Raw genomic sequence first — 24,630 nt, forward strand, 5'->3', positions numbered from 1 at the left:
CTCGACGGTGGCTATCGTGGCGGGGCCGGGGCCAGCCACTACGGGGCAGATGGTTACGCTGAATCCCCTGGCTGGAGGAGGTCGCGGTCTTCATGCGTGATGGACACGAGCCCGGACGGTCTGAGCGCGAGGACCCGCTCGGAGCTGGATGGGAGAGCCATCGGCCGGCGGTCTTCGGCGTGGCCTACCGGTTGCTGGGGAGCGTGGCCGATGCCGAGGACGTGACCCAGGATGTGTGGTTGCGCGCCGCCGGAGCGGATCTGCGGGACGTTGATGATCTGCGGGCGTGGCTGGTGACGGTGGCCGCTCGACGGTCGTACGACATCCTCAAGAGCGCTCGTGTCCGTCGGGAGAGTTATGTAGGGCCGTGGCTGCCGGAGCCGCTGCTGACGGGGCCGGACGCGTCGCAGCCGGTGCTTGTCGACGAGTCCGTCAGCTCGGCGATGCTGCTGATCATGGAGGAGCTGAGCCCGCCGGAGCGGGTGGCTTTCGTCCTGCACGATGTCTTCGGTGTCGAGTTCGGCGAGATCGCCGACGTCCTGGATGTCTCCGCGCCGGGCGCCCGTCAGCTCGCCTCGCGGGCGCGGCGGCGGGTGGCCAAGGCGAAGGAGTCCACGCCGCAGGCGCCGAAGGCGGAGCGTGAACGCGTGCTGGCGGTTTTTCGCGCCGCGTACGAGGCCGGGGACCTGGCCGGCCTGGTGCGGCTCCTGCATCCGGACGCGGTCTTCGTCTCCGACGGTGGCGGCAAGGTGTCTGCGGCCCGCAAGCTCATTCACGGTGGTGTCCGCGTCGCCGAGACCCTCGTGCGTGTGGGACAGCAGTGGCATGTGGACCGGATCGTCTTCGCCGAGGTCGGCGGTGAGCTTGCCATGGTCTTCTACCGCGACGGCCGGATCCACTCCGTGGACACGGTCCAGATCACGAGCGGTCTGATCACCGCGTACCGCAGGGTCGTCAATCCCGACAAACTCATGCGCGTCTGAGCTGTCACACCCGCCGGGGCTACCTCGTCTCCCTAGTGAGAACGAAAAAACGGGCGACGAAGGACGCGGAGGTGAGATCGATCGTGCCGACCAGCACCATCCGCCTCTGCGGCTCTCTGACAACGAGCCGTCGCGAGCCCGCCTGTGAGCGGGCTGCGCGCTTGCGTCGCTCCCCCCGACCAAGGATCTGTCCCATCATGATCAGAATGCGGATCGCCGGCGGTCTCCTAGCGGTTGCCACGCTGGCTGCGGTCACGGCCTGCGGCAACTCCACCCCAGCCGCCCACACCCACACCTCGACCGCGACGTCGACTTCGGCCGTCACGTCGCAGCACCCCACCGATTCCCTCAAGCCCCTGCTCCAGCAGAACCTTCCGAACGTGAAGGGCAAGACCTTCACCACGGCGATCGTCGACTTCCCGCCCAACGCCCGCGCAGTCCCGCACCGGCACGGCCAGGCATTCGCCTACGCATACGTCCTCGAAGGCAGCGTACGCAGCACGCTCGAAGGCCAGCCCACCACCACCTACCACCAGGGCCAGAACTGGGTCGAGCCGCCCGGCGCCCACCACGTCCAGGCCGAGAACACCAGCACGACCAAGCCGGCCAAGCTCCTCGTCGTCTTCATCGCCAACCCCGGCGAAGCACTCAAGACCGACGACCCGAAGTAGCCGAGCACCCACACAGCGGCCGGCAACTCTCTGCCCAACCTGTTTCCGTCCCTCTCCTTACCCGAACACACGTCGCCTCCTCGTCGTGCCCGAAAGGCGCGACGCAGGCCACACGAACCAGAGAAGGAACAATGAACAACACCCAGCGCGTCAACGTCGCCAAGCAGCACCCCGTCTCCTACAAGGCCCTCACCGCCCTGTCCGAGGAGGTGCAACAGACTGCTGCCGCTGTGGGCCTAGACCCGCTCCTGGTTGAGCTGCTGAAGATCCGCGCCTCCCAGATCAACGGCTGCGCGTTCTGTCTGCGCATGCACGTCCGCGACGCCCTCAAGATGGGTGAGAGCGCCGACCGGATCGCCGTCCTGCCCGGATGGGAGGAGACCGACTACTTCTCCGACACCGACCGCGCCGCCCTGCGCCTGACCGAGGCCGTCACACGGGTATCGGAGGGACACGTCAGCGACGAGGACTACAACGCCGCCGCGGCCGTGCTCACCGAAGACCAGGTCTCGGCAGTCATCTGGCTGGCCATCTTGATGAACGCCTTCAACCGCGTCGCTATCGCCAGCCGCTTCACCGTCGCCGGCTGACCTCGGCGCGGACCCCGGCAGCGAGAACGCGTTACACGGTCTTGGCCCGGCGGTACACGTCGGTGTGCTCGAAATCGGGCAGCGTGGCCGGACGGCCGCTCTGAAATCCGGTGCTGACGAAGTCGCTGCCGGTGGTGGCGTTCAGCGCCCAGTTCACCAGCACGCGGGTACGGGCCGTGACGGTCGGCAGGGCCATCAGATGGTAGCCGCGGGCCACCGCCTGCCCTGGCAGGCCGCTCAGCTCCACGCCCAACGGCCGGGAGACCGCGTAACCGCCGCCCAGATCCACCACCAGCCCCAAATCGCGGTGGAAGTACGGCCGCATTTCGGTGCCCCGCAGCCGCGCGGCCACGTTGCGGGCCACCGCCTTCCCCTGGCGCTGGGAGTGCTGCGCGGTGGGCGGGGTGATGCTGCCGTCCCCCTTGGCCAGGTCCGGGACGGCGGCGGCGTCCCCCACCGCGAACACGCCATCCGCGCCGGGCACCGTCATCTCCGCAGTGGTCATCAGCCGTCCGCGCACCAGGTCGGCGTCGACGGTGTGCACCAGCGGACTGGCCACCACGCCCGCCGTCCACACCAAGGTTCGGGTGCGCAGCGTCCGGCCGTCGGTCAGCTCCACCGTGCGAGGGGTCACCCGGGCCACGCTGGTGTTCAGGCTGAACTCGACGCCCCGACCGCGCAGCACCCCCATGGCGGCCGATCCCAACCGCTCACCTATCTCCGGCAGCAGCCGCGGCGCGATGTCCACCAAATGCCAGCGGAGCAGGGACGGGTCCACGTGCGGAAATCGCCGCACCGCCGCCCGGGAGAGCAGCTCCAGGCTGGCGACCGTTTCAGTACCCGCGTAACCACCACCCACCACCACGAAGCACAATCGATCGGCCCGTTCCTCCCGGTCCGTGGTAGCGGCAGCCGCATCCAGCTGACCGATCACGTGGTCCCGCAGGTACGCGGCCTGGGCCAGGGTCTTCATCCCGAGCGCGTGCTCGGTGACGCCCGGAATGTCGAACAACCGGGTGGTGCTGCCCGCGGCCAGCACCAAATAGTCGTAGCCAAGTTCCCACTCGGCCCCCTCGACGGTGCGCACGGCCACCTGCCGACGCCGGGTGTCCACCCCCAGGGCGAACCCCGGCACGTAGCGAGTACGGCGCAGCCGCCGCCGCAGCGAGACCGCCACCGACTGCGGAGTGACAACACCCGCCGCCACGTGCGGCAGCAGAGGCAGGTAGAGCTGGTAGTCGTGCGGGGAAACCAGCGCCAACTCCGCCTCCCCGGGCTTGAGCAGCCGCTCCAGCCGATGCAGGCACTCCACGCCGGCGAAACCGGCACCGATGACAAGAATCCGCGGGCGGGGCATGCGACACACTCCGGGCCGGTGAGGGAAGCGGTTACCGCTCATACTCGCAGCGCCCCCACCGCCCCGCACGTCAACCGCCACCCAGGCCCGTTCTCTCGGATCTTTCGGGTCCTGCCGGGTAGACAACGATAACGGGATTCGCAACCCGACTACAGGCAGGCCCAGAAACGAACTGGCTTATGCCCTTCGCCTCACCCACACCCCTTTGCTAATGAGGTGGGGCTCCACACTCTTGCGCCTGGCAGCGAATGACATCCAGGCTCGTAGCCCCACTGCATTCAGTCGGGGTTCATAGACTCAATATCCTTTGCAGTGAGGTCGCTCCGGATTCGCAAGTACCGTACGGGGTGTCTGTGCCGGCCAGCATCGATTGCGGTGTCCGCGCGGAACTCCACCACCACCTCCGGCTCGACCGGTCGGAAGACCAACGCCTCGTTGGAGCCCCAGCCGGCGGAGAACCGGGCACTCTCCCAGGGGTGTCCGCAGTCGGCCGCGCTCAAGACCGCCGCGAGCTGCCGAGCGGCAGTTCGCGCCAGCGGCGTCGAGCGGGCGATGAGACGCAGACGTCCGTCCGTGTCGTAACGGCCGAGCAGCAAGGTGCCCGGCGAGGTGAGAGGGCCAGTCACCCCAGCAATGATGCCTTCGGCGCTCTCGAACGAGCGCAGCTTTCCCCAGCCACGGACGCCTGGGCTGTATAGGGATGTCTTCGGCTTGAGACAGAGGCCCTCAATGCCCACGCGCCCCCATTCCGGGGTGAGCCACTGGGAGGCGGTGGCCGGATCGTCGGTGGCTGGGCACAGGCTCCACGGCGGGCCGAGCACATCGTGGTCGAACAGTTCCTCCAGGAGGGCTCGGCGCTCGACGTAGGGCTGGTTGAGCAGCACGGCCCCAGCAGCCTCCAAAAGGTCGAAGACCATCACCGCGGCTGGGAACTGCGCTGCCATGGCTTCCGCACCCCGTCCGGTGTGCCTTGCCCGCCGTTGCAGCAGTAGAAAGTCCAGCCGGCCTTGGTGAGGCACGACGAGTTCGCCGTCCAGGACCAGTTCGCCCGCACCCATCGCTGCGCGGGCGATGTCGGGGAACGCCTCGGTCGCATCGGCACCACGGCGGGTCTGCAACAGCACCCCATCAACGCCGGTGAACGTGATCAAGCGATAGCCGTCGCTCTTCGCCTCAAGCGAGTACCGGGCCAGGTCGGCGGCTGCCGGCAACTTGGTCAGGTTGCGAGCCAGCATGGGCTCGATCGGCGGTCTCAACTGCACACCCCTACATGTACGCCGCGGTTCAGCACACCGCGCGCCCAAGACGGCTGTCCGATCAGAGGCCCGTCAGGGGATTTAAGAGGTTCCGGCGTGGCGTGACAAGAACGCGCGCTCGGCGTCGGAGAGGCGGCGAGGGCGGCTGGTGACCAGGTCGTACGCGGCGATGGTGGTCGTGCCTTCCGCATACAGCTGGTCCGTATCCCGGATCTCGTACGCCAGCTCGAATGAGACTGCCCGGCTGTGCGTCACCCAGACGTGCACGTCGACCGGGTCCTGGCGGTAGTGCAGTGGGCTTCGAAATTCGAGGCTCGCACGGCTCACGACGAACGCGTGCCGACGGCGGTCCTCATCGTTCGCCGGAAGGATCTCCTGGAACATCCGCGTGCGCGCCTCCTCCATGAAGCGAAGAAACAGCGCATTGTTGACGTGCCCGTACGCGTCGGCGTCAGCCCAGCGCAACGGGCAGGGGTAGGTGTACCTGTCCACGTTGGGATTCTTTCGGTGAGAAGGGCAGATATGCGGCAAGCAGGGCCGTGACCACGCTCCCCGCACCGTTGCGCGGGTCGAGACCTAGCCAGCTTCGTGGAGCCGGTTCGACGGGTCGTCGTCGCGCAGCGGCAACTCCGCCAGAACGTCGCGGAGCACGCGCTGCTCGATGTCACGTTCGCGGAGGAGTGCTTCGATGCGTGCTGCGGCTGCACGGGGCGCGGCAGGCAGGCTCATACGTACGAGCTGCTTCATCTCTTTGAGCCTCACGCCGGACAGCACATCGCGCGGGACGCGCGCGATCAGCGTCCTGGGAGCCACTTCCGTGACGCCCCACTGGCCGGCGCTTTCCTCCACGGCCCAGAACACACTCCGCTTGGAGGGCGAGAGCGTCAGCTGGGCGTCGGGGCCCATGAGGTGGCTGAGGGCCGGCAGGGGAATGCGGTCCTCGCCCGCCAGGGCCGCGGCCTGAGCAGCATTGCTGACCATGCGGCGGGCCGTGCGCAGGTCTTCGGCACGCAGGCGGTCTGCCTCGGCAATGCGGCCCTGGGCCCGGTCCCGCTCGCGTGTGCCGTTGTGAGTCTCGTCTGCCCAGGCGCCGCGGACGCCACCCAGGGCATCCCGTTGGGCGTCCGGCGCCACCTCGGCGCCCGCCTCGACCCACGTCATGACGACGAAACGGCAGTCGGGCATGATCGCCGGGTATGCGACGTGGCTGACGATCTCGATCGTGCGGTAGTCAAGCGTCGGCACGGTGGCGAGAAATACGTGGCCGTCGCGGTGCTCCACAAAATCTTCGTCCGCGTCCCAGATGCGGCGGATCTCGGGGTTCTTCTTGACGTCGGCGATAAGTTCCCGAAGATCGGGATCATCACCGTGGGTGCTGTCCGCAAAGCGAAGCATCCGCACGAAGACCGTGGCGTGCTTGTGCCAGTCGTGATAGGTCGCGCGCCCCTCGGCCGTGGTCAGAGCCCAGCGAATCAGGTTGGCCTTCGGCTCCATGACCCACGGCCAGGTCTCGGCCATCGCCTGGTTGTACGCGAGGATGTTCCAGTTCCTGTCGCTGAGGTACGTAGGACTGGGCATCTGCTGGTCGATGAGCAGGCGCAGCGCCGGCCCCACCTCGGGCTGCCCTTCTGCGGAGCGCAGATACGTGCCGACGTTGTGGAGCAACAGCGCACGGCGGTCCTCGGAGTCGAGTTCCAACAGCTCGACCAGTGCGTCGCACTGTTCCTCTGTGAAGCGCGGCGTGGCGCCCGATTCGATGCCGCGCAGCTTGCGCTCGCTGATCCCCAGGGTGCGCGCGGCACGGGCCTGCGTGACGCCGGCAGCCTTCCTCCAGCGCTTGAGCATCGCGCCGAAGCCTATGAACTGGCCGGCGGGCGCGAGGCGTGCGGACGTGGATGTGGACTCGGTACCGACCCCGTCGAGGTGCTGCTCCGCGTCTGTGTCGAACGTGCCCTCTTCCGTGGCACCGTTGGTGTCGGGCTGGTCCGGTTCCTTCGCGAGCATTGAGATCCTTCCTCGTCCGTACGGGCCGGAGACGCCAGGTTCCGGGCATGAAAAAGGGGAGCCAGCGCACATAGCTGACCCCCACCCCGCCGTCTCCCATATACGACCATACGCGCACATTCGGACGGTCTCGACCACGTGTGACGCCCCCCACGCCTCGTTCGGCATGAATTGTTTACCGCTGAACCAACCGACCGTGATCGGGAGGCGATAAACACCGAACGGGACATCTCGGCGCGCGTTCCATGATCAGTCGACGAAACCGGCAAAAGATTGCCGGTTTTCGTCCGATCCCTCCGCGGCCGGTCTAGACCAGCTCGGACAATTCACAGAGCCGCGCCTAGCTGTGGCTCATTCCGCTTACGGGGCACGCGACTTACGGCTCCGTAAGCGAATCGATGAGCACGCCTCTACAGGTTGATCTATGCGCGCAAATCGGGCAAAAGATCATCGTTGACGCCCCTCATGCGGCTTGGCTTAAATCCTCCTGACCAGCCGGTTCAACACGTTGTGGCAGAAGGCCCGAGGGGGTGCAGCAGTGCAGATCATCTCCGGCACGCTCGGGGGGCTCCGAGGGCTGTCGGCATCACGACCAGCGGCCTCCGCCCGCAGACGTAGGTGCCGGCGGCCTCCCTCTGCGACTTGTACCGCAGCCTTTAGTTAAGTCTGGATCTTGTGGCAGGGCCCGCATATGTTCGTCGTCCCCCGCCGGGCTTCCCGCCCGGCGTCTGACGCCAGGAGGAGCGACATGCGGTTCCCACGAGCCAGCTGGACAAGGTAGCCCGAAAACAACGGCGGCGCCCGAGAGGTGCAACTCCCGGACGCCGACCGTCAAATGGCACTCCTGCCCGTGCAAGGGCCGGAGATTTACCCACCTTCACCGCACCGGGCCAAGCAATCCCTAACACGCCCTGGAGCGGGTCTCACTTCAGAGGAGAGTGTTGCATGCGCGCTGCCCTGCGCAAAAGGTCGGTTCGTCCGGCCAGCGCGGCAGGCTGCCCCCTGTCCCCCGCCTGCGCCAGCGGACGGGGGCGTCGGCACCCGCTCCGGCAGAGTGGCGGAGGTGTGGCCTGATGGCACGCATCCGCACGATCAAGCCAGAGGCGTTCGAGTCAGAGGATCTGGCTTCCGTCAGCCTCACCGCAGAGCGGACCTTCTTCGGGCTCCTGACCCAAGCCGACGACTCCGGCAGGCACCGCGACCACCCCGCCATCATCGCCGGGCGACTGTGGGCCCTGCGCCCGGAGCACACCGCCACCCACGTCGCCCGTGATCTGGACGAACTCGCCTCCACCGGGCTGCTGTGCCGCTACACGGGATGCGACGGGCGGACCTGGCTGCACATCGTGACCTGGGACCAGCACCAGAAGATCAACAAGGCGACCGTGTCCCGTCTGCCGCGATGCCCCACTCACCAGGCGCGGCAGTATTGCGGCAAGTGCCAGGGCGCGGCCTGCCCCAGCAGCACGCGGGCGGGGGCGTCGACGACGGTGGCGCTGACTCCTCCCGGAGGGCTCCCGGAGGACTCCGGGAAGACTCCCATAGGGCTCCGCAGCCCCTTCGACCGCACCACCGACAACTCGGAGGGTGCTGTGGGACCCGACTCGGCAATGGTCACCACCTCCGAGGACACCGACTCAATGTCTGTGGGCAAACCAGCAGGTCAGACGGCACTACCGGAGGACTCCCGGAAAGCTACGGGAGGACTACGGGAGGAGTCACGCCCTGGATCTAGGATCTTGGATCCTGGATCTTTCCTTACGGGGCGCGAGGCGCCCGCGCCCGACGCCGCCTCGGTCAAGGTCTCGGCCAAGCAGCTGGTGGCCGAGTACGTCCGGGGCTGCAACCGGCGCCCTCCGGAGGACTTCCTCGGCCATCTGGGCCGGAAGGTCAACACCCTGCTCGACGAGCGGTTCGAGGCCGACGACATCCGTGCCGCGCTCGACAGGCTGCGGGCCAAGGGGCTCAACCCCAGCGTGCTGCCGAGCCTGGTGAACGAGGTCGTCAACGCCGCGCCGCAGTCGGCTGCCGCGCTGTCGTCCGCCTCCGGCGCGGGGCCCTGGGCCAGCACCGGCAGCCCCTACACGCCGTACCTCAACCCCACCACCGAGCCGACCACGTTTGGAGGCCGCCTGTGACCCGCGCCCGCTACGCCGACCCGCAGCCCGCGATCTCCGAGCGGCTGCGTGAGCGCCTGGAGGCCCAGCTCGCCGAGCGCGGCCTGGACCCGGGCCTGGACCGTCCCCTGCCGGACACTCCGGAGCCCATCCCGGCCCTGGAAGCCGCCCAGGCCCGCATCCCGGTCGACTACCGCGCGGCCCTGCCCGAGCACCCGGACGTCGCCGCGTGGGTGAACACCATCGCCGGCAACGCCAGGGTGCCGAACGCCGAGGGAATCAATCCGCACTACGGCACCGCCGGGCGCAGGGAGATCACCCACGGGCCCAGCCTGCTGCTGTGGGGCGCCACCGGCGCCGGAAAGACGCACCAGGCGTTCGGTGCGATCCGTGCGCTGACCGCCGCCGGGTGCGGTGTCCTCTGGCACGCCACCACGGCGGCCGACCTGTACGCCGATCTACGTCCGCGCGCTGGAGTGGACTCCGAGTACATGCTGCGGCGGATCATGCGGATCCCGGTGCTGCTGCTCGACGACCTCGGTGCGGCCAAGCCGAGCGAGTGGACCGAGGAGATCACCTTCCGGCTGGTCAACTGGCGCTGCCAGAACCGGCTGCCGACGATCTTCACCAGCAACATGCCGCCCGTGCGCACCGAGCGGATGCCCGCGGGCCAGGCAGTGCTGCGCGACAAGGTCGGCGACCGCGTGCTCTCCCGTCTGTCCGGCATGTGCACCGCCGTCGAGTTCACCGGGCCCGACCGCCGCTTCCAGCGCCCCTGACCTGCCCCCGCGCCACCGATCACATGTGCGGTCCCGGCTGCCGCACCCTGTCCCGCCTCGCCGCACGCTGCCGCACCACGGTGCTGCCTGCCGCTCTCCTGCGAGGCGACCTCGGAGACTCCCTTGCGCTACAAGACCACCAACGACTCCCCCGCACCGGACCTGCGGGGAACCGGCGACCACAGCTGGCACGTGCAGGGCGCCTGCCACGGCATGGACCCGGTCCGCGCCGACAAGCTGTTCTTCCACACGGTCCGGGACCGCCGGTCCATCGCCGAGGCGAAGCGGATGTGCGCCACCTGCCCGGTGAGGAAGGACTGCTTCACCTACGCGATCGATCACCAGGTCATCTTCGGCATCTGGGGCGGCCTGACCGACAAGGAACGCCAGAAGTGGCTCAAGAAGCGCAGTGAGCGCCTGGACTACGACCGCGTTCGCGCCACCCTCCAAGGCCGCGACGTGCCGCTGAGCACCGCGGAGCGCAGCACCGTCATCCATCATCTTCGCCTGCGTGGCTGGAGCCCGGAGCGCGTGGCCCACCGGATGAATGCCGACCTCGACTGGACCCGCGACCTGATGCGCGAGGCCGCCCGTGCTGTCGAGACCCGCGACCTGTACTGGGGCCTGGTGGAGGAACACGACGGCGAGCTTCGCGAGCCGCACCCCGACGACCCGGATGAGCAGCACATGGCGACGCACGGTCGCGAGGTGCAGTCCCACGCCCTGATCGCCTCGCTCGGAAAGGCCGCATGACCCACCGCACCGCAGCGCACCCCGCCGTCGCGCCCGTCGGCTTCTGGGACCGCCTGGCCATCGTGGTCCTGGGCCTGGCCGGATGCGCCCTCAGTTACGACGCCTTGCAGCAGATGGCCGTGGCCATCCACATCCGCGGATTTCTCACCTACCTCTTTCCGCTCGTGCTCGACGGCTTCATCGCCTACGGAGTGCGGGCCCTGCTGGTCCTCTCCGAGGCTCCTCTGCGTGCCCGGCTCTACGTCTGGGTCCTCTTCGGTACCGCCACCGCAGCAAGCATCTGGGCCAACGCCCTGCACGCGGTCCGCCTCAACCAACAGACCATCCGCACCGGTTTGCAGCTGGGCGACACGGTCGTCGCCGTGCTCTCCACCCTCGCCCCACTCGCCCTGGCCGGCGCGGTTCACCTGTACATCCTCATCACGCGCTACCACCCGGCCGACCAGGATCCTGCCGAGGCCCCCGCGGACCACCTGGCGGTCCGGATGGAGGCGACGGGGTCCGCCGGGCACCTGCGCGCGGACCACGCCGGGGTGGACCACCGTGACGGACGAGCCACCCACACTGGTCCGCCGGAAGGGCCTGGTCCGGTGGGGGCGGACCATGGCGCCCTCGCGGTCCAGATGCCGGACCGCGAGCACACACGGGCCGCGGACCATGCCAGGCGGACCACGGACCTACCGGCCGACTCTACCCCCGCAGACCAGCGGACCAACCCCGCACCGGATTACGCGGACCAGGTCACGGAACCCGGTGAGCCCACTGCGGACCAGCGGACCACCGCTGGCCCGAAAGCAGCGCGCAGCGAGAGCCGGACCAGCAACGCCGCAGGTCAGGCGGGCCCTGGACCACATGGCCCGACGGACCACGATCGGGTGGACCACGCACACGGTCCGGCCGAAGACCTCGGACCGGCAGGCACGGAACAAGGAGCTCCGGCAGACCACATGCCGGACCGCGAGCACCCGGAGACCGCGGACCACGACACGCGGACCACGGACCAACCCGCCGACTCCACCCCCGCGGACCACGGAGCGGACCAGGACGTTGCCCCGTCCGCGGACCAGGAAGAGGACGGTTCCGGGGGCGGACCGCACGGTGCCCGGACCACGGACCATGAAGCCTCGGCGTCGGACCCGCGGACCAAGCCTGCGGACCAGGAAGAGGTCCCGTGGGAAGTCAAGGTCGAGGTCGCGCGCAAAGCCGCCCTCGAAGAAGGCCGGATGACCCGACGGGCCATCCGCCCTCACCTGCGCAACGCCAACATCAGCGTCAGCAACGAGCACTTCCGTGTCCTCCAGGACCAGCTGTACGCGGACCCCGCACTCGCCCACCTGCCTCGAGACACCAGGAGATCGCGATGAGGACCTGCGCCCGCTTCGCGCGCATCAAGAGCGGCTACGAGCAGGACATCACCTACCTGCGCAACCACTCGCAGCGCAGCGCGGACACGAAGGCGGCGAAAACGAGCGCGACCAACGCCCTGGCCGTGAAGTCCCGCATGGCCAAAGCCCTCGGCCGGCACTTCGCAGCCTGCCCGATCTGCGGATGACTAAACGATAACCGCAGGTCAAACGGCCTGTGCCATCCCCGCTAAGCGGTGGTCCGGCCCGATGCCGGACCACCGCCCCGACCCTGGAGGCCCCGCCATCCGCTCCCGCCACTCCCGTACAACGATTCCGACCGCAGCCGAAGCCGGCGCCTGGGCCGAGGTGCTGGTCCGCCGCCGCCTCCTGCACGCCGCCGTCCTGGGCCCGAACGGGCAGTGGCTCGTGCAGCACGCGCCCGAGGGCAGCGTCCGTGTACTGGACGGCGCCATCGCCATGGTCGAACTCGCCGCGCAGATCCAGCACCGCACCCGCACCACGAGGAACCGCATCCGATGACGAACCCGAACGAACCCCAGCCCCACGCCTTCGTTGAGCCGGGCATCAACTCGCTCTCGCGGGGAGCAAGTTGGGGCGAAAGCGTAGCTTCCGCCGACCCTGCCCCCTCGTGGGCAGGATCGGACCTGCACCAGGGGGCGCAGGTCCAGCAGACTTCGACCGAGGGCGGACCGAAGTCTGGGGGGAGAGACGAAGCAAACCGCCGTCGCCGTCGCTCGTCCGCTGCTCCGCGCGCCCGTCAGCGACCACGCCAGCCGCGCGAGAAGAAGCGCCTGCACCAGCCCAATGCACGCTTCAACGATGAAGAGTTCGCCCTGATCAAGTCCGCCGCCGCCCAGTCGAACCTGTCCGTCGCCGGCTTCCTCGCCCGCTCCGCCCTACGCGCTGCCCGCGACCGTGACCGCACCGCAGCCGAAATAGCAGATGACCGCCAAGTGATCACCACACTCTTTGACTCCCGCCGACGCCTCGGCTGGGCGGGCAGCAATCTCAACCAGGCCGTGAAGGCACTCAACTCTGGCGCCGAAGCACCACAGCTCGAAGCCGCCATCGCCGCCGTCCACGCCGCGGCCGACCGCGTCCACGAGGCGACCACCCAGCTCATCGCCCACCAGCAGAACCCGGCATGATCCCCAGCATCAACGAATCCGGCGACCGCACCATCGGCCTGCTCTACTACCTGTACGGTCCCGGGCGGGCCGAGGAGCACGACGACCCGCACCTCGTCACCTCCTTCGACGGCATGGCACCCGATCCCGGCCGCACGGCCGACTTCGCCACCGCTATCAAGAACCTGGCACATCTGCTCGACCAACCCGTCCAGGCGCTACCCGAACACGCCCGGCCCGCCAAGCACGTCTGGCACACCTCCGTGCGCACCGCCCCTGGCGACCGCACCCTGTCCGAAGACGAATGGGCTGACGTCGCCCACCGCGTCGTCGCCGCCACCGGCATCGATCCGGGCGGCGGAGAGCCGGGTTGCCGCTGGGTAGTCGTGCGCCATGCGGACGACCACATCCACATCGTCGCCACCCTGGTGTGCGAGGACGGCAGCCGCCCCGACGACTTCCGTTCCGGCAAGCGCGCTCAGGCCGAATGCCGTCTCATCGAGAAGGAGTTGGGCCTGACCCTGGTTGATGCGGGCGACGGCACCGCCGCCAAACGGCCCACCAGTGCGGAGCGCCACAAAGCAGAGCGTCAAGGCCGGGAACAGACCGCCCGCGAGGAACTGCGTGAGACCGTCCGCCGGGCGATGGCCGGTGCCGCGGGCGAGGAGGAGTTCTTCGACCGGCTGGCCGCCGCCGGCCTGCTCATCCGCAAGCGCCAGGCACCCTCCGGTGACCTGCTCGGCTACAAGGTCGCGCTGACCGACGACCGCAACGAGGACAACGAGCCGGTCTACTTCGCGGGCTCCACGCTCGCCCCCGACCTCTCCCTGCCCCGCATCCGCGAACGCTGGTCCGCCCCCCAACTGGACCCCGCCGCCGCTGCTCCGGACGACCGCGCGAGCACGCCGAGCGGCCCGGCACAGGCGCGGCGCCACGCGGCAGCCGCCGCCTGGCAGGCAATCTTGCTCATCGGCCAGGGCAGCGACCAGCAGGCAGCAGCCCTCATCGCGGCGTCCGGTGAAGTCCTCGACGCCCTCGCCAAGACCTCCGCCGCCCACACCCGCAAGCAACTCCAAGAGGCAGCACGGGCTTTCGAGCGGGCCTCGCGTTCCCACGTACGCGCCGAACGCGGGCACGACCGCGCGCTGCGCTATGCCGCCCGCGACCTCGTCTACAGCGGCCCTGCCCTGGGGCGCGGAGAGGACGGCGCCACCACCGCCATGGTGATCGACATGGTCGCCTTCCTCGTCATCGCCGCAGCCCACTGGCACGGCCGGAAAAACCACACCCAGCAGGCCGCTGCCGCCCGCCAGGCCGCCGAACACCTACGCACGGCCTACCAGTCCGCAGCCCAGCACCCCATCGCCGTGCTCCGCCACCGTGGCCGCCGTCTGTCCCAACCTCTCCAGCGCCGACAAGCCTCCCACCTGCGTCAGGCCGCACCAGAGCTGGCCGAGCAGATCCTCGCCGAACCCGGCTGGCACGCGCTCGCCGCCACCCTCACCAACATCGAAGCCGCCGGCCACGAGCCTGCCGCTCTGCTCGCCGAGGCCGTCGCCCACCGCGAACTCGACACGGCCGGATCCCTCAGCGACGTCCTGGTCTGGCGCCTGCGCCGCATGGCCGACCTGCCCGCCGACGCCTCCACCATGCCCGAGACCGACACCGCCACGCCCCAGAGCACTGGGCGCCCGAAACGGCCTTCCCTCGGCCGCAACACCCGGCCCCCGAGGGCGAGATGATTCCCGAATGTGCAAGTTGCAGCAGGTCAGAGACCTGGGGCACTCTCCGTGTGGCCGATGAACAGCGAAGAGGGGGACATATGTTTCGACGCCGCGCGGACCGAGAGTTCCGTGACGCCCAGCAGGCCGGTCAAGCGATGCTGCAGATGCACGCGACCTGGCCGGCACCCGACTTCGCCAGGCCGGCACCCGACCCGGCGCCGCCCGCCCACGCCGGGGGCATCAAAGAAGTACCCGACTTCCCGCCGGCGGACCTACGCGCGCCATCGCGCCACGAGGTCGAGGGACTGATGATGCGCTGGGAGCAGCCGCTCGTCATCGACGGCGAGGTCCGCGCGTGCCCGCAGTGCGGCGCGTACCGGGACTGGATCATCTTCAGCATGCGCGACGACACGATCTGGCTGCGCTGCCGCGCCGGCCACAACACCGCCGAGCCGCGCCTGGACCCGGCCTGGTACAACCGCAACTCCGGTCCTGTGGACCACTTCCACCCCACGCTGGATGACGGCCTGCGCCACCTGGGTCACTGACTACCCACACCCCAGCGCCGAATCGCATGCCTGCGCTGAACCGTCCGCTCCACCTCTCGAAAGGGCCCCGTTTGCGTCGCCACTCCACGACCGCGCTCATCCTGACCGCACTCGCCTCACTCGCCCTTACCGGCTGCGCTGCTCCAACGACAGCTTCGGGTCCTCGGAGGCTTCACCGGCAGCGGCTTCCTCACCCTCCGGTTCGAGCCGTACGGCTGGGCCCACACCGCTGTCTTCGGCCGCGCTCAACGCACTGCTCCTGAGCGAGCAGGACCTGGGTGAGGGCTACGTACGCAAAGCGGCGCACACCCAGCCCGACGTGACGGTGATCGGATGCCCTTCGCTGGAAAGGCTTGGTGGCAACACGACAACCGGCGGAAGCCTCGACTTCCCGCGCAGGGCGAAGACCGCGTTAACGTACGGCGCCGACGGCGCCTCAGAGGTGAGCGAGAAGCTCTACAGCGACACCCCAGGCAAGCTGTCCGCCAGCATCGGCCGCATCTTCGAGGCGATGGCCTCCTGCCCGACGTACCAGGTCGTCTCGGGCACCGCAGCCATCGACATATCCACTCAAGCCACCACCGCCCGAAAATCGGCGAGGAGCAGTGGAGCCAGCTACTCACCTACTCCGTCGGCGGGCAGCGCAGCGTCATCAAACAGACAGCGATCCGCTCGGGCACCGTGGTGGTCATCGTTGCCGGATCCCCAGCTCTCGTCGACGCCCACCTAGGCAAGGCACTCTCCAAGATCCAGGCCCGCTAGGAACCGGCCGGCCGACCATGTGGCACTGGCCTGCGCCGTCCGCTGGGAACATAGGGTGTCGGCATGGCAATAGTGACGCGGGTTGATGACCTGGTGGAAGAAGCCGAAAGGCTTATCCGTGACCAGGTGTGGATCCTGTCGCCCCGCCATCGCGCGGTCATCGCGAAGGCCGCCCTCGATCTGCACACCGCCGTCGGCGCTTCCCAGATCCAGGAGGCCCTCCCTCTGCGTGAGCGCCTGGAAAACCTGCGGGAAGCCCTCGCTGCCGTGGCCATCGCCCTGGCCCACGTTCACGGGCACACAGCCTGGTTCCTCGGCGCAGCCGCCACCACTCTCACTCCGGTCCTTCACTGGCGCGCCCTGCCTGCCGAAGACAGTCACGCCTTCGGCGCCGTCGCACCGGCCCCTCACCAGTATGCGGAAGCCGAGGAAGCAGTCCGCCGGCTCCAGAGGGCCCTCGCCCGCCTCGTGTCCGCCTGAGCCACAGGCTCCCCCTGGCGACCCGACTCCAAGGATGGTGTCCCGGCCGCTGCCCCGCAGCGGCCGGGACATCGTCGTGTCTTCCTCGGCAGCTAGTAACGCACGCACCCCACGAAGTTGTTCATGGTCTGCTCGGCGTCACTCACGTCGTACATCACCACCGCGCGGGTGGGGATCTCCGGCTCCGGCGGGCGCAGAGGGTTCGCCTCCAGCAAGCGGAGCACACGGACCGGAAGTGGCCGGAGCACTGACTCGCGAACCTCATCGGTCGGCTCGTCGCCGAGCCAGGAGCCGACGCTGGCCTCCGGGGTCCCTCCGCAGGCGTGGCTCGGTGAGGCGAACTTCCCCCGGTCAACTTTCTGCAGTGTCGCCCAGCCCGAACGCTCCATGGCCTCGGCCCGCTCCTGTATGGCCTTCAGCATGAGCGTGCCACGCGAGTGTGGAGCATCACTCTTGTCCTTGAGGTCGCACAGCACCTGGTTCCATGGCGCGGAGATCCTCCTGAGTTGCACATGGGAAATCCGCCGACTGTCGCCGAGCGCCTTCCGGAAGAGTTGCTCCTGGACGTGGTGGGCTGACAGCAGCGAGCAGCCGTGGTGCGAATGGTCAGGAGCCGTATGCCCACACAGCGAGGCCGCCACGTCCTTTCGGACCGACCACGACTCGTGGTTGTAGAGGAGGTATACGGGGATGCATCCCGTGGCCTGGGCGTCGTGAATGAGCAGATCGCACTGGTATGCCTGACGCTCATCCAGCCAGTAGCCGAACCCGTATTGTCCCTGCACGGACTCCCTTTTGGCCTGGATCCGGAACCCCACGCCCTTAGACCGGTTGTGGATCCACAGTTCCCAGTCCGCGCCGTTGAAGCTCTCCTGTGCCTTGGTGAACTGAATGACCTTGACGCGACTGCACATGGCCTGGCGCAGATGGCGGATATGGACATCCGTAAAGGTCTCTTCACCGGGCGGCGGAGTATGCGGTCCGTAACCGTCGCGCAGCCAGTGGTAGGTGTCGGAAGCCATCCATTTCAGAAGGGCACACAACGACGGGCTCGAGCCGGGCCAGACGGTCTGCTCACGAGGGCGAGGGCGAGGACGGGACAGCGGGATCATGGGCTCATCAGATCACCGTGCTCCGGGTGTTCCAAGGGCCAAGTTCACCGCACATACGGCGAAGGCCCGGCAGGCCAAGGGCCTACCGGGCTGCGGACGGTCAACGCAGGCTCTGACGCCTACCGTTCACGTCTCTGCTGGGCCGAGTCAAGGCGCTCCACTGTGACGAGGCGCTCGCGGCGCAGGCGGACCTCGCTGAGGCGGTCCTCGCCCGGGAGGTACACGAGCAGTTCGATAGACCCTGCGGTGCCGTGGCTGAGGACTTCGACGACATGGTGACGCTGAGCGCATCCGGACAGGGTGTAGGCGTCGCCGGGCTCCAGCGTAGAAGCAACGTCAGAGAACGTGTCCCGTGCCCGGTCCTGCCAGCCTGCCGTCACCTCCCGCGAAGAGGGCAGGGTCTGGATCTGCCGCAGCACCTCCGTCTCCTCCCAGCGGCGTCGGCAGGGCGCGCACGCCTGCGCACCGGGGTGGGGGTGCTCAAGGGGCTGTCCGCAGTACCCGGTGCCGGTGGTCGCGTCGCGGTGATGGCCTGTGACGAGGTTGCCGTGGCCATTCGGGGCCCACAGCACAGCGTCGTCGATATGGCACGGCTCGCTGGGCAGCGTCAGCTCGCCGGCGGTGTGGTGGAAGCGGTCAAGAGCGGCGTCGAGTGTGTTGCAGTTGGCACACACGCGCCGCGGGGTGGATGGCCTGTCGTCGAGCGGTTTGCCGCAGAAGCCGAGCAGGTGCCCGGGGATCGGCCGGTGCGAAGATGCACTCTTGCCCGCGCCCGCAGCCGGACGGAACTCTGGCTCGCCCCCTGGGTGGGGCGCCGTGGTGAGGACGAGCCAGGCGCGCGTGCAGCTCTGGCACAACGTATGGGCCGTGTGCTCACCGATGGGCCGGAGGCCAGGCGCATGGGTGCCGCATGCCGTCACAGGCAGGGCATCGGCGAGCAGGACGCCGTAGTGGGCTGTACCGTTCGTCCGCCCGATGGCGAACCGGATCAGTGGCCGGGGCAAGGGACCTCCGTGAGGTAGACGGCGGGGAAGAAGCAGACGGTCAGACGCGTACGGCGCAGAGGCCGTCGTGGTCGGTGGCCATGGCGCATCCGTCTTCGCAGGGATGACCCGATCGGGCCTGGTTGGTGGCGGCCTCTTCGTGGCAACTGACGCACCAGGCCGGTGCATGGGCGAGGTCGCGGTTGCGGGCGAGAAAGCCGATGGAACGGCAGCGCTCGCAGCGCTGGGCGCCATGGGCAGGGCGCGGGCTCGTCGGGAGCACCTCTTTCAAGGACTGAGGCGGGGTGTAGCGGGAAGGCACTGGTGCCCGGCCGGTGTTGGCGGCCGGGCCCACGGTCAGTCGCGACGGACGATCGTGAGGCGCTCTTCTGCGCTGCGTGGCAAACAGTGGCGTGCAACCGGGGCCGGAGACGCGAGCGAGGCAGCGAAGATGGCGACCAGCTCGTTGGGGACGCTCGGGCTGAAGTTCGCACACCAGAGGTAGGGAGCGCCGAACGTGGGCTCAGCCCACGCCTGCCAGCCCATCCGGCCTTCCCCCAAGTCGGCGTCCGCGATCAGGTCCGGCAGCAATTCGAGCGAAACGTGCGAGGCGAAGCCTGGCTCCGTGGCGGCGGTGCCGGGGCGGTCCACATCACGGATCCAGCCCTGCCTGCTCAACGCCGCGACGACCACCTCGTACTCCGCAAAGCTGGCATCGGGCAGCGCACTGGCGTCGAGGGCAGTAAGGAAGTCGTGCAGAGCCTCGGGCGGCACACCGGTGGTGAAGTAGGCGTTCCACTGCACCAGCACGCTGCCCGCCGTCGGGCGGGCGGAGATTTGCAGGGCGACCGGGAGGCCACCGAGCGTGAACGGGGCGCTGGCCAGGATCCATTCCGCTGCCCGCAGCCCGTCCGGGCTCACGTACAGCAGGGTGTCGCGGGAGGTCGGCCACATGCGCCAGCCCAGCCCAGTCAGGGTGTCGCCGATCCGCTCGGCAAGGACGTCGTCGTCGCCGGCCAAGTGGCGCGGGGTGACCCAGCGCACCGGGTGGGGCGAGGCGGGGTAGGAGGAGTCAGAGGGATGGTGCGGGTGCAGGGGCGCCTCCGTGGTCTCGTCGGTGGTTCATTGCCCGCCGCTGGGGCGGGCACCGCGCCGTCGGCGCGGCGGGGCCTCAGTCGACTCGTGCCAGCCCAATGCGACCGCGACGTGAGGCAGAAGGGGGCCGAATTGTTCGGCTTCTTCCACGTCCGGTTCGGTGAGGAACAGCACGGGATGGCCTTCCTCGACGCGGGCGGCGAGGGGGCCCGCTCGGTGGGCCATCGGGAAATCTGGGTTGAGAGCAAGCTGTACGACGGCGCTGCGGTCACAGGCGGACAACTGGTCGAGCAGGTCGCCAACGGTGGGCTCGGGCAATGTGCCGAACGCCGGAGCGCCCTTGGCCTCAGCGATGAAGACAACGGGTCGGTCGGCGTCATCGCTGGTGGGGACCACACTTCCCAAAGGGCGGGCGGTACGCGCGAAGGGGTTGATCCACAGGCGGACCACCACGTCGCGGTCACTGGTTGACAGGCTCTCCAGCAGGTCGCCGACGGTCAGCTCGGGGGCCAAGACGTATCTCCTCGCAGTAATGGGCGCCCCACCAGGGGCCGAGGGCAGGGTACGTGCCGTGGCCGAGCGGCGGCTCCCAGCCGCGCGGTGACACAGGTTCACAGCGGCTGGGAGGTGGCCAATACGTGCTGGACCGAGGCCGCGACGATCTCCGCCGGCGTCTCGGTGCCGAAGCGGACCCGGTAGCCGGGGACCGTGGCGGTCCCCGTCACGGCAGGGTCCAGCCGTCGCCATCAGTGCCAGGACGTCCGAGCGGAAACCACCCGAGATAGAAGCGACCATCCTTGCTGCTGACATGGACATCGGCCCGGTCGTCCACGACGAGGTGGAACAAGTCCGCCGTGAACAGGTTGGTGACCGCCGTCGGCTGGCCGGGACCCAGCTGCCACGAACGGAGCCGCAGGGCCTCGGGGGCGGTGGAGAACCCCGGTCTAGATGCATCCACGATCATGGCCATTACCTCTCTGACCTGGCGTTTCGGGGGAAGGTCGTCTACCTTGACATGCCCCTGGCAGCTTCCACCAGTCCTTGCGCGTTCTTTCCTGTCTGCCCCCGGCGAACTGCTGTCCTTTGACAGTGAAGTCAGTCGCTTCGTCATCCAACTGAGGCGTTTGACAGCGAACCCAGTCGTTTCGGCTCCCTTGCCGGTGAACTGCCGTACGGGCGAGTGCCGCTCTTTTGGCCCGTCATCCCCGAGGCGGAGCATGCGGATTCGTGCTCGCCCGCCCGGCGGAGGGGCTGTTCGGTCCGTGGAGCGATCCTGTCTGGCCTGTCCGCCTGCGAGTCTCGAAGCGCACGGGCCTCTCCGGCCCCTGGACGTGAGGAGCGCAGATGTTCCGGGCCAGGCCGACCACGACAACAGAGCAATCGACACACGCGTCACGCTACGAAGGCTGCCTGCGGCGGGCGTGGCGCACGGCGCACGAACCCGCCGCAGGGGTGCCGCGCTGGGCCCGCCGGGTCGCCTACGCGGTGCCGCTGGTGGTGCTCCCGTCCGGGATCTGGCGCCTGGGCCTGTTGTTCGCCCCGGACAAGCGTGGCGGGTCGATCCCGGGGTGGGCGATGAACTTCTACGTCGTCCTCCTTACCCTCGTTTCCGAGGCCCTCGCCTTCACGGCCATTGGGCTGGTCGCCCGCTGGGGCGAGGTGTTCCCGCGCTGGATGCCGCGACTGCGCGGGCGGCGGGTGCCGACGGCCGCAGCCGTCGTCCCGGCTGCCATCGCCACGACGCTCCTGACCCTGGTCTTCACCGTCATCGCGATCGTCACCAGGGTCACCCAGTCCAAGGCCAACGGCGACCCACTGCCAGCCGACTACCCGAGCAAGGCCGGGGGCTGGGAGACGGTCTACTTTTACGCCTCCTACGCCCCTCTGGTCCTGTGGGGCCCGATGCTCGGCATCCTGACCTACGGGTACTGGCGCCGGCGCAGGTCGGCGACGAACGGGCCGCTGCTGCCGTCGGCAGCTGGCAGCACGCGGTAGGCACCATCCTAGGGCCCCGGTGTTGACGGACAGGGTCGCCAACAAGTGACCCCTTGCCAACCAAGGCAGTCGTGGCAGGCCAGCCCCCGGCAAACGACTGACTTCGCTGTCCAAGGACAACTGCTACCCGTGGCCTTGAAGCTGGCGACCCCACGCCCGACCCGGGAGGGGCTAGGCCGTGTGTCGAAAATGGATCTTGAGCAGTGAATGATCCCTCGCCGTCCGCTACAAAGCGATCATCCTCGTCGCGGCTATCAACGAGTGGCTGTGACGGGACGGACGGACGCGGCCTCATGCCCGTGTGCTTGACGAGCTGCGCGATATGAAGGTGCGCGGGACCTGACGGTTGTCGTACCGTGGTGAAGTTCCTGCTGCTTGTTGACTGCGGCGGCAGGGCCCGGACCCTTCGTTTCACGATCTTGAGGTGAGCTTGTACCCCCAGGCCAAGTAGCCGTCCGTCGTTTCCCCGCGTTCTGATGTGAACGCGTGCGGGGGCGGACGTCGCGCTGGTCTGAGTTGCGTCACCCCTCCCGCATTCCCCCTTGCTTCCCGGGTGCAGCTCTGCCGTCTGCCCCGGGCCTGGTGCTGTGCTGACCCGTTGCGGCCGACGGCCGGGCTCCCCGATTCTTCTGGATCAGGAGCTTTTCCGTGGTTTCCCCCGCGCTCGGCAACGAGCCGCAGCATTCCTCCGAGCCCTCCGCTCAGCCAGGTGCGTCCAAGGTGGCCCTGGCCGCGAAGATCTCCCTGGTGGTGGTCCTGGTCGCCGAGCTCATGAATATCCTCGACAGCTCGGTCGTCCTCACCGCCCTGCCCACTCTCCAGGATTCCCTTGGCGCTGGACCGGCCGCGCTCCAGTGGGTGACGGCCGGCTACTCGCTGACGATCGCCCTGGGGCTGATCACCGGCGGCAGGCTCGGTGACCTCTACGGCCGCCGCAGGAACTTCCTCATCGGCACCGCCGTCTTCACCCTGGCCTCGCTGCTGTGCGGGCTCGCAGCCGGCCCGGGCACGCTGATCGCCGCCCGCATCCTGCAGGGCGGCGGGGCCGCCGTGATGCTGCCGCAGGTCCTGGCAACCCTCCACGTCACGTTCGACGGCCAGCAGCGCAGCAGAGCATTCGGCCTCTACGGTGCCGTCCTGTCGTTCGGTTCCGTCCTGGGGCCGGTGTTGGGCGGTGTGCTCACCCAGTCCGACCTGTTCGGCCTGGGATGGCGGCCGGTCTTCCTGATCAACGTGCCCCTCGGCCTGGCCGTGTTCCTCCTCGGCCGCAAGTTCGTCCAGGAGTCGACCGCACAGCGGGCGCAGCGTCTGGATCTCACCGGTGTGCTGCTGTCCGCGCTGTCCATCGTCCTGATCGTCTTCCCGCTCACCGAGGGCCACGCGCACGGCTGGCCCTTGTGGTGCTGGGCCATGCTCGCCGCGGGCGTTCTCGTGCTCGGCGTCTTCGTCCGCCACCAGCAACGCAGGAAGGACGATGGCCCGCTGGTGGTGCTGTCGCTCTTCCGGGGCCGGGCGTTCTCCGGCGGCCTGTCGACGCAACTGCTGCTCGGCCTGTCGACCGGCATGTTCTTCATGACCTGGACGCTGTACCTCCAGCGCGGCCTGGGCATGAGCGTGCTCCAGGCAGCCGTGGCTTTCGTCATGATCGCCCTGGGTGAGCTGGCCGGAGCGACGGTCGCGGTTAAGGCCGCCGGAGGCTTCGGACGCCGCCTGCCCCAGGCCGGGATTCTGCTCGTGCTCGCCACGATGACCGCTTACGGCTTCCAGATCGTCACCCGTCAAGGCGACCTGACGCTCCTGGCGATGACCGTTCCGCTTCTGCTGATCGGGCTCGGCTTCGGCGTGGTCGGCGGGCCGCTCGCCGACATGGCACTCGCCAAGGTCCCGCACGAGAACGCCGGTTCGGCCTCGGGGTTGTTCAACACTGCGATGCATCTGGGCATCGCTCTGGGCGCGGCGCTGACCGCCCTGGTGTTCTTCTTCGCCACCGGCGGCTCGACCGACGGCGCGCTCAACCGGGACGCGTTCACCGGCGTCCTGTGGTGGGTCGGCGCTGCCTTCGCCGCCATGTGGGCGCTGATGTTCCTGCTGCCCACACGAACGAGCAACCAGACCGGCTGAGCTCTAGCCCGCTGCGGCAGCACGCCGAAGAACATGCCACCGCAGCGGGCACCCCAGAGCACTTCCGACAGACGGCCTAGTTCAGCGGCAACGGCCCGAGGTGCGTATGGCCGATAACGTCGTCCCAGCACACGCATCACACGTCACCCCGCCAGCCAAGGCAAGCGCCGGGACCTCGACCGCCACCCTGTCCGGCGAGTAGCGAGCGCAGTTTCTCAATTCGTCCCGCGGGGGGGCAGTCAGCGGCTTGCGCATCAGATTTCCAGGTCACGCAGCGGCTGAGGATGACTGCGGCCAGAAGTTCAGGAGTTCGTCGACAGATCACACAGCGGTTCTACGGATTCCTGCCTTGCCTCGACAGGCACCCCGCTCGTGTTCCGATCGCGCGGCCTCAAGAAGGTCACGCCAGGACGAGATGAGAGGACGCCGCCGCAGCAGGGCGCGCCGTTCACGCTCGGTCATCCCACCCCAGATGCCGTGCTCAATCCTGTGATCCAGGGCATGCGCCAGACACTCGACACGCACCGGGCATCCCGCACAGAGGGCCTTGGCCCTGTTCTGAGCCGCACCCTGGACGAACAGCTCGTCCGGATTCACCATGCGGCACGCCGCCCGTTCGCCCCAGGTCTCCGATTGGTCTGCGGCCACCGCTCTCACGGTCCTCTCCCTGGTTGGCCCGCCCTTTTCCCCCGGACGGACGCAGTGCGGGAACCGTACGGCAGCAGCACAAAACGGGACAACAGGCGGTGTCGTGATGCAACGCCATCGGGTGAACCAGCCTTGACAAAAGCGGCCACCGCAGATTA

Annotated in this window: 26 protein-coding genes and 1 pseudogene; 16 read left to right on the top strand and 11 right to left on the bottom strand. The window is 68.6% G+C overall.

Annotated features, from left to right (window positions below):
* The first annotated feature begins 92 nt into the window (after window positions 1-92).
* From sigJ to ACGF3I_RS08800, 3 genes are all read left to right on the top strand, one after another.
* Window positions 93-983 (top strand): RNA polymerase sigma factor SigJ, encoded by an 891-nt coding sequence (gene sigJ, locus ACGF3I_RS08790; RefSeq protein ID WP_393129916.1) that lies wholly within the window; start codon window positions 93-95, stop codon window positions 981-983.
* A gap of 197 nt (window positions 984-1,180) precedes the next feature.
* Window positions 1,181-1,654: a cupin domain-containing protein gene (locus ACGF3I_RS08795; RefSeq protein WP_393129917.1), complete on the top strand. Its 474-nt coding sequence runs from the start codon at window positions 1,181-1,183 to the stop codon at window positions 1,652-1,654.
* 131 nt (window positions 1,655-1,785) lie between these two features.
* Window positions 1,786-2,244, top strand: a complete 459-nt coding sequence (locus ACGF3I_RS08800; protein WP_393129918.1) for a carboxymuconolactone decarboxylase family protein — start codon at window positions 1,786-1,788, stop codon at window positions 2,242-2,244.
* 31 nt (window positions 2,245-2,275) lie between these two features.
* Here ACGF3I_RS08800 and ACGF3I_RS08805 read toward each other — a convergent pair whose 3' ends face one another.
* The 4 genes from ACGF3I_RS08805 to ACGF3I_RS08820 form a co-directional block, all read right to left on the bottom strand.
* The gene (locus ACGF3I_RS08805) at window positions 2,276-3,601 is read right to left on the bottom strand and encodes an NAD(P)/FAD-dependent oxidoreductase (protein WP_393129919.1); all 1,326 of its coding nucleotides are present in this window, start codon (window positions 3,599-3,601) and stop codon (window positions 2,276-2,278) included.
* A 278-nt stretch (window positions 3,602-3,879) separates the two neighbouring features.
* The gene (locus ACGF3I_RS08810; RefSeq protein WP_393129920.1) at window positions 3,880-4,836 is read right to left on the bottom strand and encodes an ATP-dependent DNA ligase; all 957 of its coding nucleotides are present in this window, start codon (window positions 4,834-4,836) and stop codon (window positions 3,880-3,882) included.
* Between the two features lie 102 nt (window positions 4,837-4,938).
* Window positions 4,939-5,349, bottom strand: a complete 411-nt coding sequence (locus ACGF3I_RS08815) for an acyl-CoA thioesterase (protein WP_393129921.1) — start codon at window positions 5,347-5,349, stop codon at window positions 4,939-4,941.
* 84 nt (window positions 5,350-5,433) lie between these two features.
* Entirely contained in the window at window positions 5,434-6,861 is a 1,428-nt protein-coding gene (locus tag ACGF3I_RS08820) for a helix-turn-helix transcriptional regulator (RefSeq protein ID WP_393129922.1), read from the bottom strand.
* A 1,073-nt stretch (window positions 6,862-7,934) separates the two neighbouring features.
* On the opposite strand from ACGF3I_RS08820, the gene ACGF3I_RS08825 reads away from it, so the two are divergent.
* From ACGF3I_RS08825 to ACGF3I_RS08865, 9 genes are all read left to right on the top strand, one after another.
* Entirely contained in the window at window positions 7,935-8,999 is a 1,065-nt protein-coding gene (locus ACGF3I_RS08825) for a hypothetical protein (protein ID WP_393129923.1), read from the top strand.
* Window positions 8,996-9,757, top strand: coding sequence for an ATP-binding protein (locus ACGF3I_RS08830; RefSeq protein WP_393129924.1), 762 nt, complete (start codon window positions 8,996-8,998; stop codon window positions 9,755-9,757). Before ACGF3I_RS08825 ends, ACGF3I_RS08830 begins: the two co-directional genes overlap by 4 nt.
* Before the next feature lie 123 nt (window positions 9,758-9,880).
* Entirely contained in the window at window positions 9,881-10,510 is a 630-nt protein-coding gene (locus ACGF3I_RS08835; RefSeq protein ID WP_393129925.1) for a WhiB family transcriptional regulator, read from the top strand.
* Window positions 10,507-11,874, top strand: coding sequence for a DUF2637 domain-containing protein (locus ACGF3I_RS08840; protein WP_393129926.1), 1,368 nt, complete (start codon window positions 10,507-10,509; stop codon window positions 11,872-11,874). Before ACGF3I_RS08835 ends, ACGF3I_RS08840 begins: the two co-directional genes overlap by 4 nt.
* Window positions 11,871-12,062: a hypothetical protein gene (locus tag ACGF3I_RS08845; RefSeq protein ID WP_393129927.1), complete on the top strand. Its 192-nt coding sequence runs from the start codon at window positions 11,871-11,873 to the stop codon at window positions 12,060-12,062. Before ACGF3I_RS08840 ends, ACGF3I_RS08845 begins: the two co-directional genes overlap by 4 nt.
* 61 nt (window positions 12,063-12,123) lie before the next feature.
* The gene (locus tag ACGF3I_RS08850) at window positions 12,124-12,396 is read left to right on the top strand and encodes a hypothetical protein (RefSeq protein ID WP_393129928.1); all 273 of its coding nucleotides are present in this window, start codon (window positions 12,124-12,126) and stop codon (window positions 12,394-12,396) included.
* Window positions 12,393-13,025, top strand: a complete 633-nt coding sequence (locus ACGF3I_RS08855) for a plasmid mobilization protein (RefSeq protein ID WP_393129929.1) — start codon at window positions 12,393-12,395, stop codon at window positions 13,023-13,025. Before ACGF3I_RS08850 ends, ACGF3I_RS08855 begins: the two co-directional genes overlap by 4 nt.
* Entirely contained in the window at window positions 13,022-14,746 is a 1,725-nt protein-coding gene (locus tag ACGF3I_RS08860) for a relaxase/mobilization nuclease domain-containing protein (RefSeq protein WP_393129930.1), read from the top strand. Before ACGF3I_RS08855 ends, ACGF3I_RS08860 begins: the two co-directional genes overlap by 4 nt.
* Before the next feature lie 80 nt (window positions 14,747-14,826).
* Window positions 14,827-15,276, top strand: a complete 450-nt coding sequence (locus ACGF3I_RS08865) for a hypothetical protein (protein ID WP_393129931.1) — start codon at window positions 14,827-14,829, stop codon at window positions 15,274-15,276.
* A gap of 126 nt (window positions 15,277-15,402) precedes the next feature.
* On the opposite strand, the gene ACGF3I_RS08870 is transcribed toward ACGF3I_RS08865, so the two are convergent.
* Entirely contained in the window at window positions 15,403-15,525 is a 123-nt protein-coding gene (locus ACGF3I_RS08870; protein ID WP_393129932.1) for a hypothetical protein, read from the bottom strand.
* 70 nt (window positions 15,526-15,595) lie between these two features.
* Between ACGF3I_RS08870 and ACGF3I_RS08875 the strand changes: the two genes are divergently transcribed.
* Together ACGF3I_RS08875 and ACGF3I_RS08880 are read left to right on the top strand one after the other, a co-directional pair.
* Complete coding sequence (locus tag ACGF3I_RS08875) at window positions 15,596-16,006, top strand: hypothetical protein (RefSeq protein ID WP_393129933.1); 411 nt, start codon at window positions 15,596-15,598, stop codon at window positions 16,004-16,006.
* A 95-nt stretch (window positions 16,007-16,101) separates the two neighbouring features.
* Window positions 16,102-16,518: a hypothetical protein gene (locus ACGF3I_RS08880; RefSeq protein WP_393129934.1), complete on the top strand. Its 417-nt coding sequence runs from the start codon at window positions 16,102-16,104 to the stop codon at window positions 16,516-16,518.
* A 92-nt stretch (window positions 16,519-16,610) separates the two neighbouring features.
* On the opposite strand, the gene ACGF3I_RS08885 is transcribed toward ACGF3I_RS08880, so the two are convergent.
* The 5 genes and pseudogenes from ACGF3I_RS08885 to ACGF3I_RS08905 all read right to left on the bottom strand — a co-directional run bounded on the left by ACGF3I_RS08885 (window position 16,611) and on the right by ACGF3I_RS08905 (window position 20,672).
* Window positions 16,611-17,540, bottom strand: a complete 930-nt coding sequence (locus tag ACGF3I_RS08885; protein ID WP_393129935.1) for a DUF6615 family protein — start codon at window positions 17,538-17,540, stop codon at window positions 16,611-16,613.
* Between the two features lie 209 nt (window positions 17,541-17,749).
* A complete protein-coding gene (locus ACGF3I_RS08890; RefSeq protein ID WP_393129936.1) occupies window positions 17,750-18,634 on the bottom strand; it encodes a hypothetical protein in 885 nt (294 codons plus the stop codon).
* A gap of 336 nt (window positions 18,635-18,970) precedes the next feature.
* A complete protein-coding gene (locus ACGF3I_RS08895; RefSeq protein WP_393129937.1) occupies window positions 18,971-19,633 on the bottom strand; it encodes a DUF317 domain-containing protein in 663 nt (220 codons plus the stop codon).
* A 102-nt stretch (window positions 19,634-19,735) separates the two neighbouring features.
* Complete coding sequence (locus ACGF3I_RS08900; RefSeq protein WP_393129938.1) at window positions 19,736-20,221, bottom strand: hypothetical protein; 486 nt, start codon at window positions 20,219-20,221, stop codon at window positions 19,736-19,738.
* Between the two features lie 98 nt (window positions 20,222-20,319).
* Window positions 20,320-20,672 (bottom strand): annotated as a pseudogene (locus ACGF3I_RS08905) (DUF317 domain-containing protein).
* A gap of 488 nt (window positions 20,673-21,160) precedes the next feature.
* Here ACGF3I_RS08905 and ACGF3I_RS08910 point away from each other — a divergent pair.
* Together ACGF3I_RS08910 and ACGF3I_RS08915 are read left to right on the top strand one after the other, a co-directional pair.
* Window positions 21,161-21,703, top strand: coding sequence for a hypothetical protein (locus ACGF3I_RS08910; RefSeq protein ID WP_393129939.1), 543 nt, complete (start codon window positions 21,161-21,163; stop codon window positions 21,701-21,703).
* 648 nt (window positions 21,704-22,351) lie between these two features.
* Window positions 22,352-23,824, top strand: coding sequence for an MFS transporter (locus ACGF3I_RS08915; RefSeq protein WP_393129940.1), 1,473 nt, complete (start codon window positions 22,352-22,354; stop codon window positions 23,822-23,824).
* Between the two features lie 321 nt (window positions 23,825-24,145).
* Here ACGF3I_RS08915 and ACGF3I_RS08920 read toward each other — a convergent pair whose 3' ends face one another.
* The gene (locus ACGF3I_RS08920; RefSeq protein WP_393129941.1) at window positions 24,146-24,472 is read right to left on the bottom strand and encodes a WhiB family transcriptional regulator; all 327 of its coding nucleotides are present in this window, start codon (window positions 24,470-24,472) and stop codon (window positions 24,146-24,148) included.
* Between the last annotated feature and the right edge of the window lie 158 nt (window positions 24,473-24,630).

It is taken from the genome of Streptomyces sp. NPDC048111, assembly GCF_043202815.1.
Taxonomy (GTDB): Bacteria; Actinomycetota; Actinomycetes; order Streptomycetales; family Streptomycetaceae; genus Streptomyces.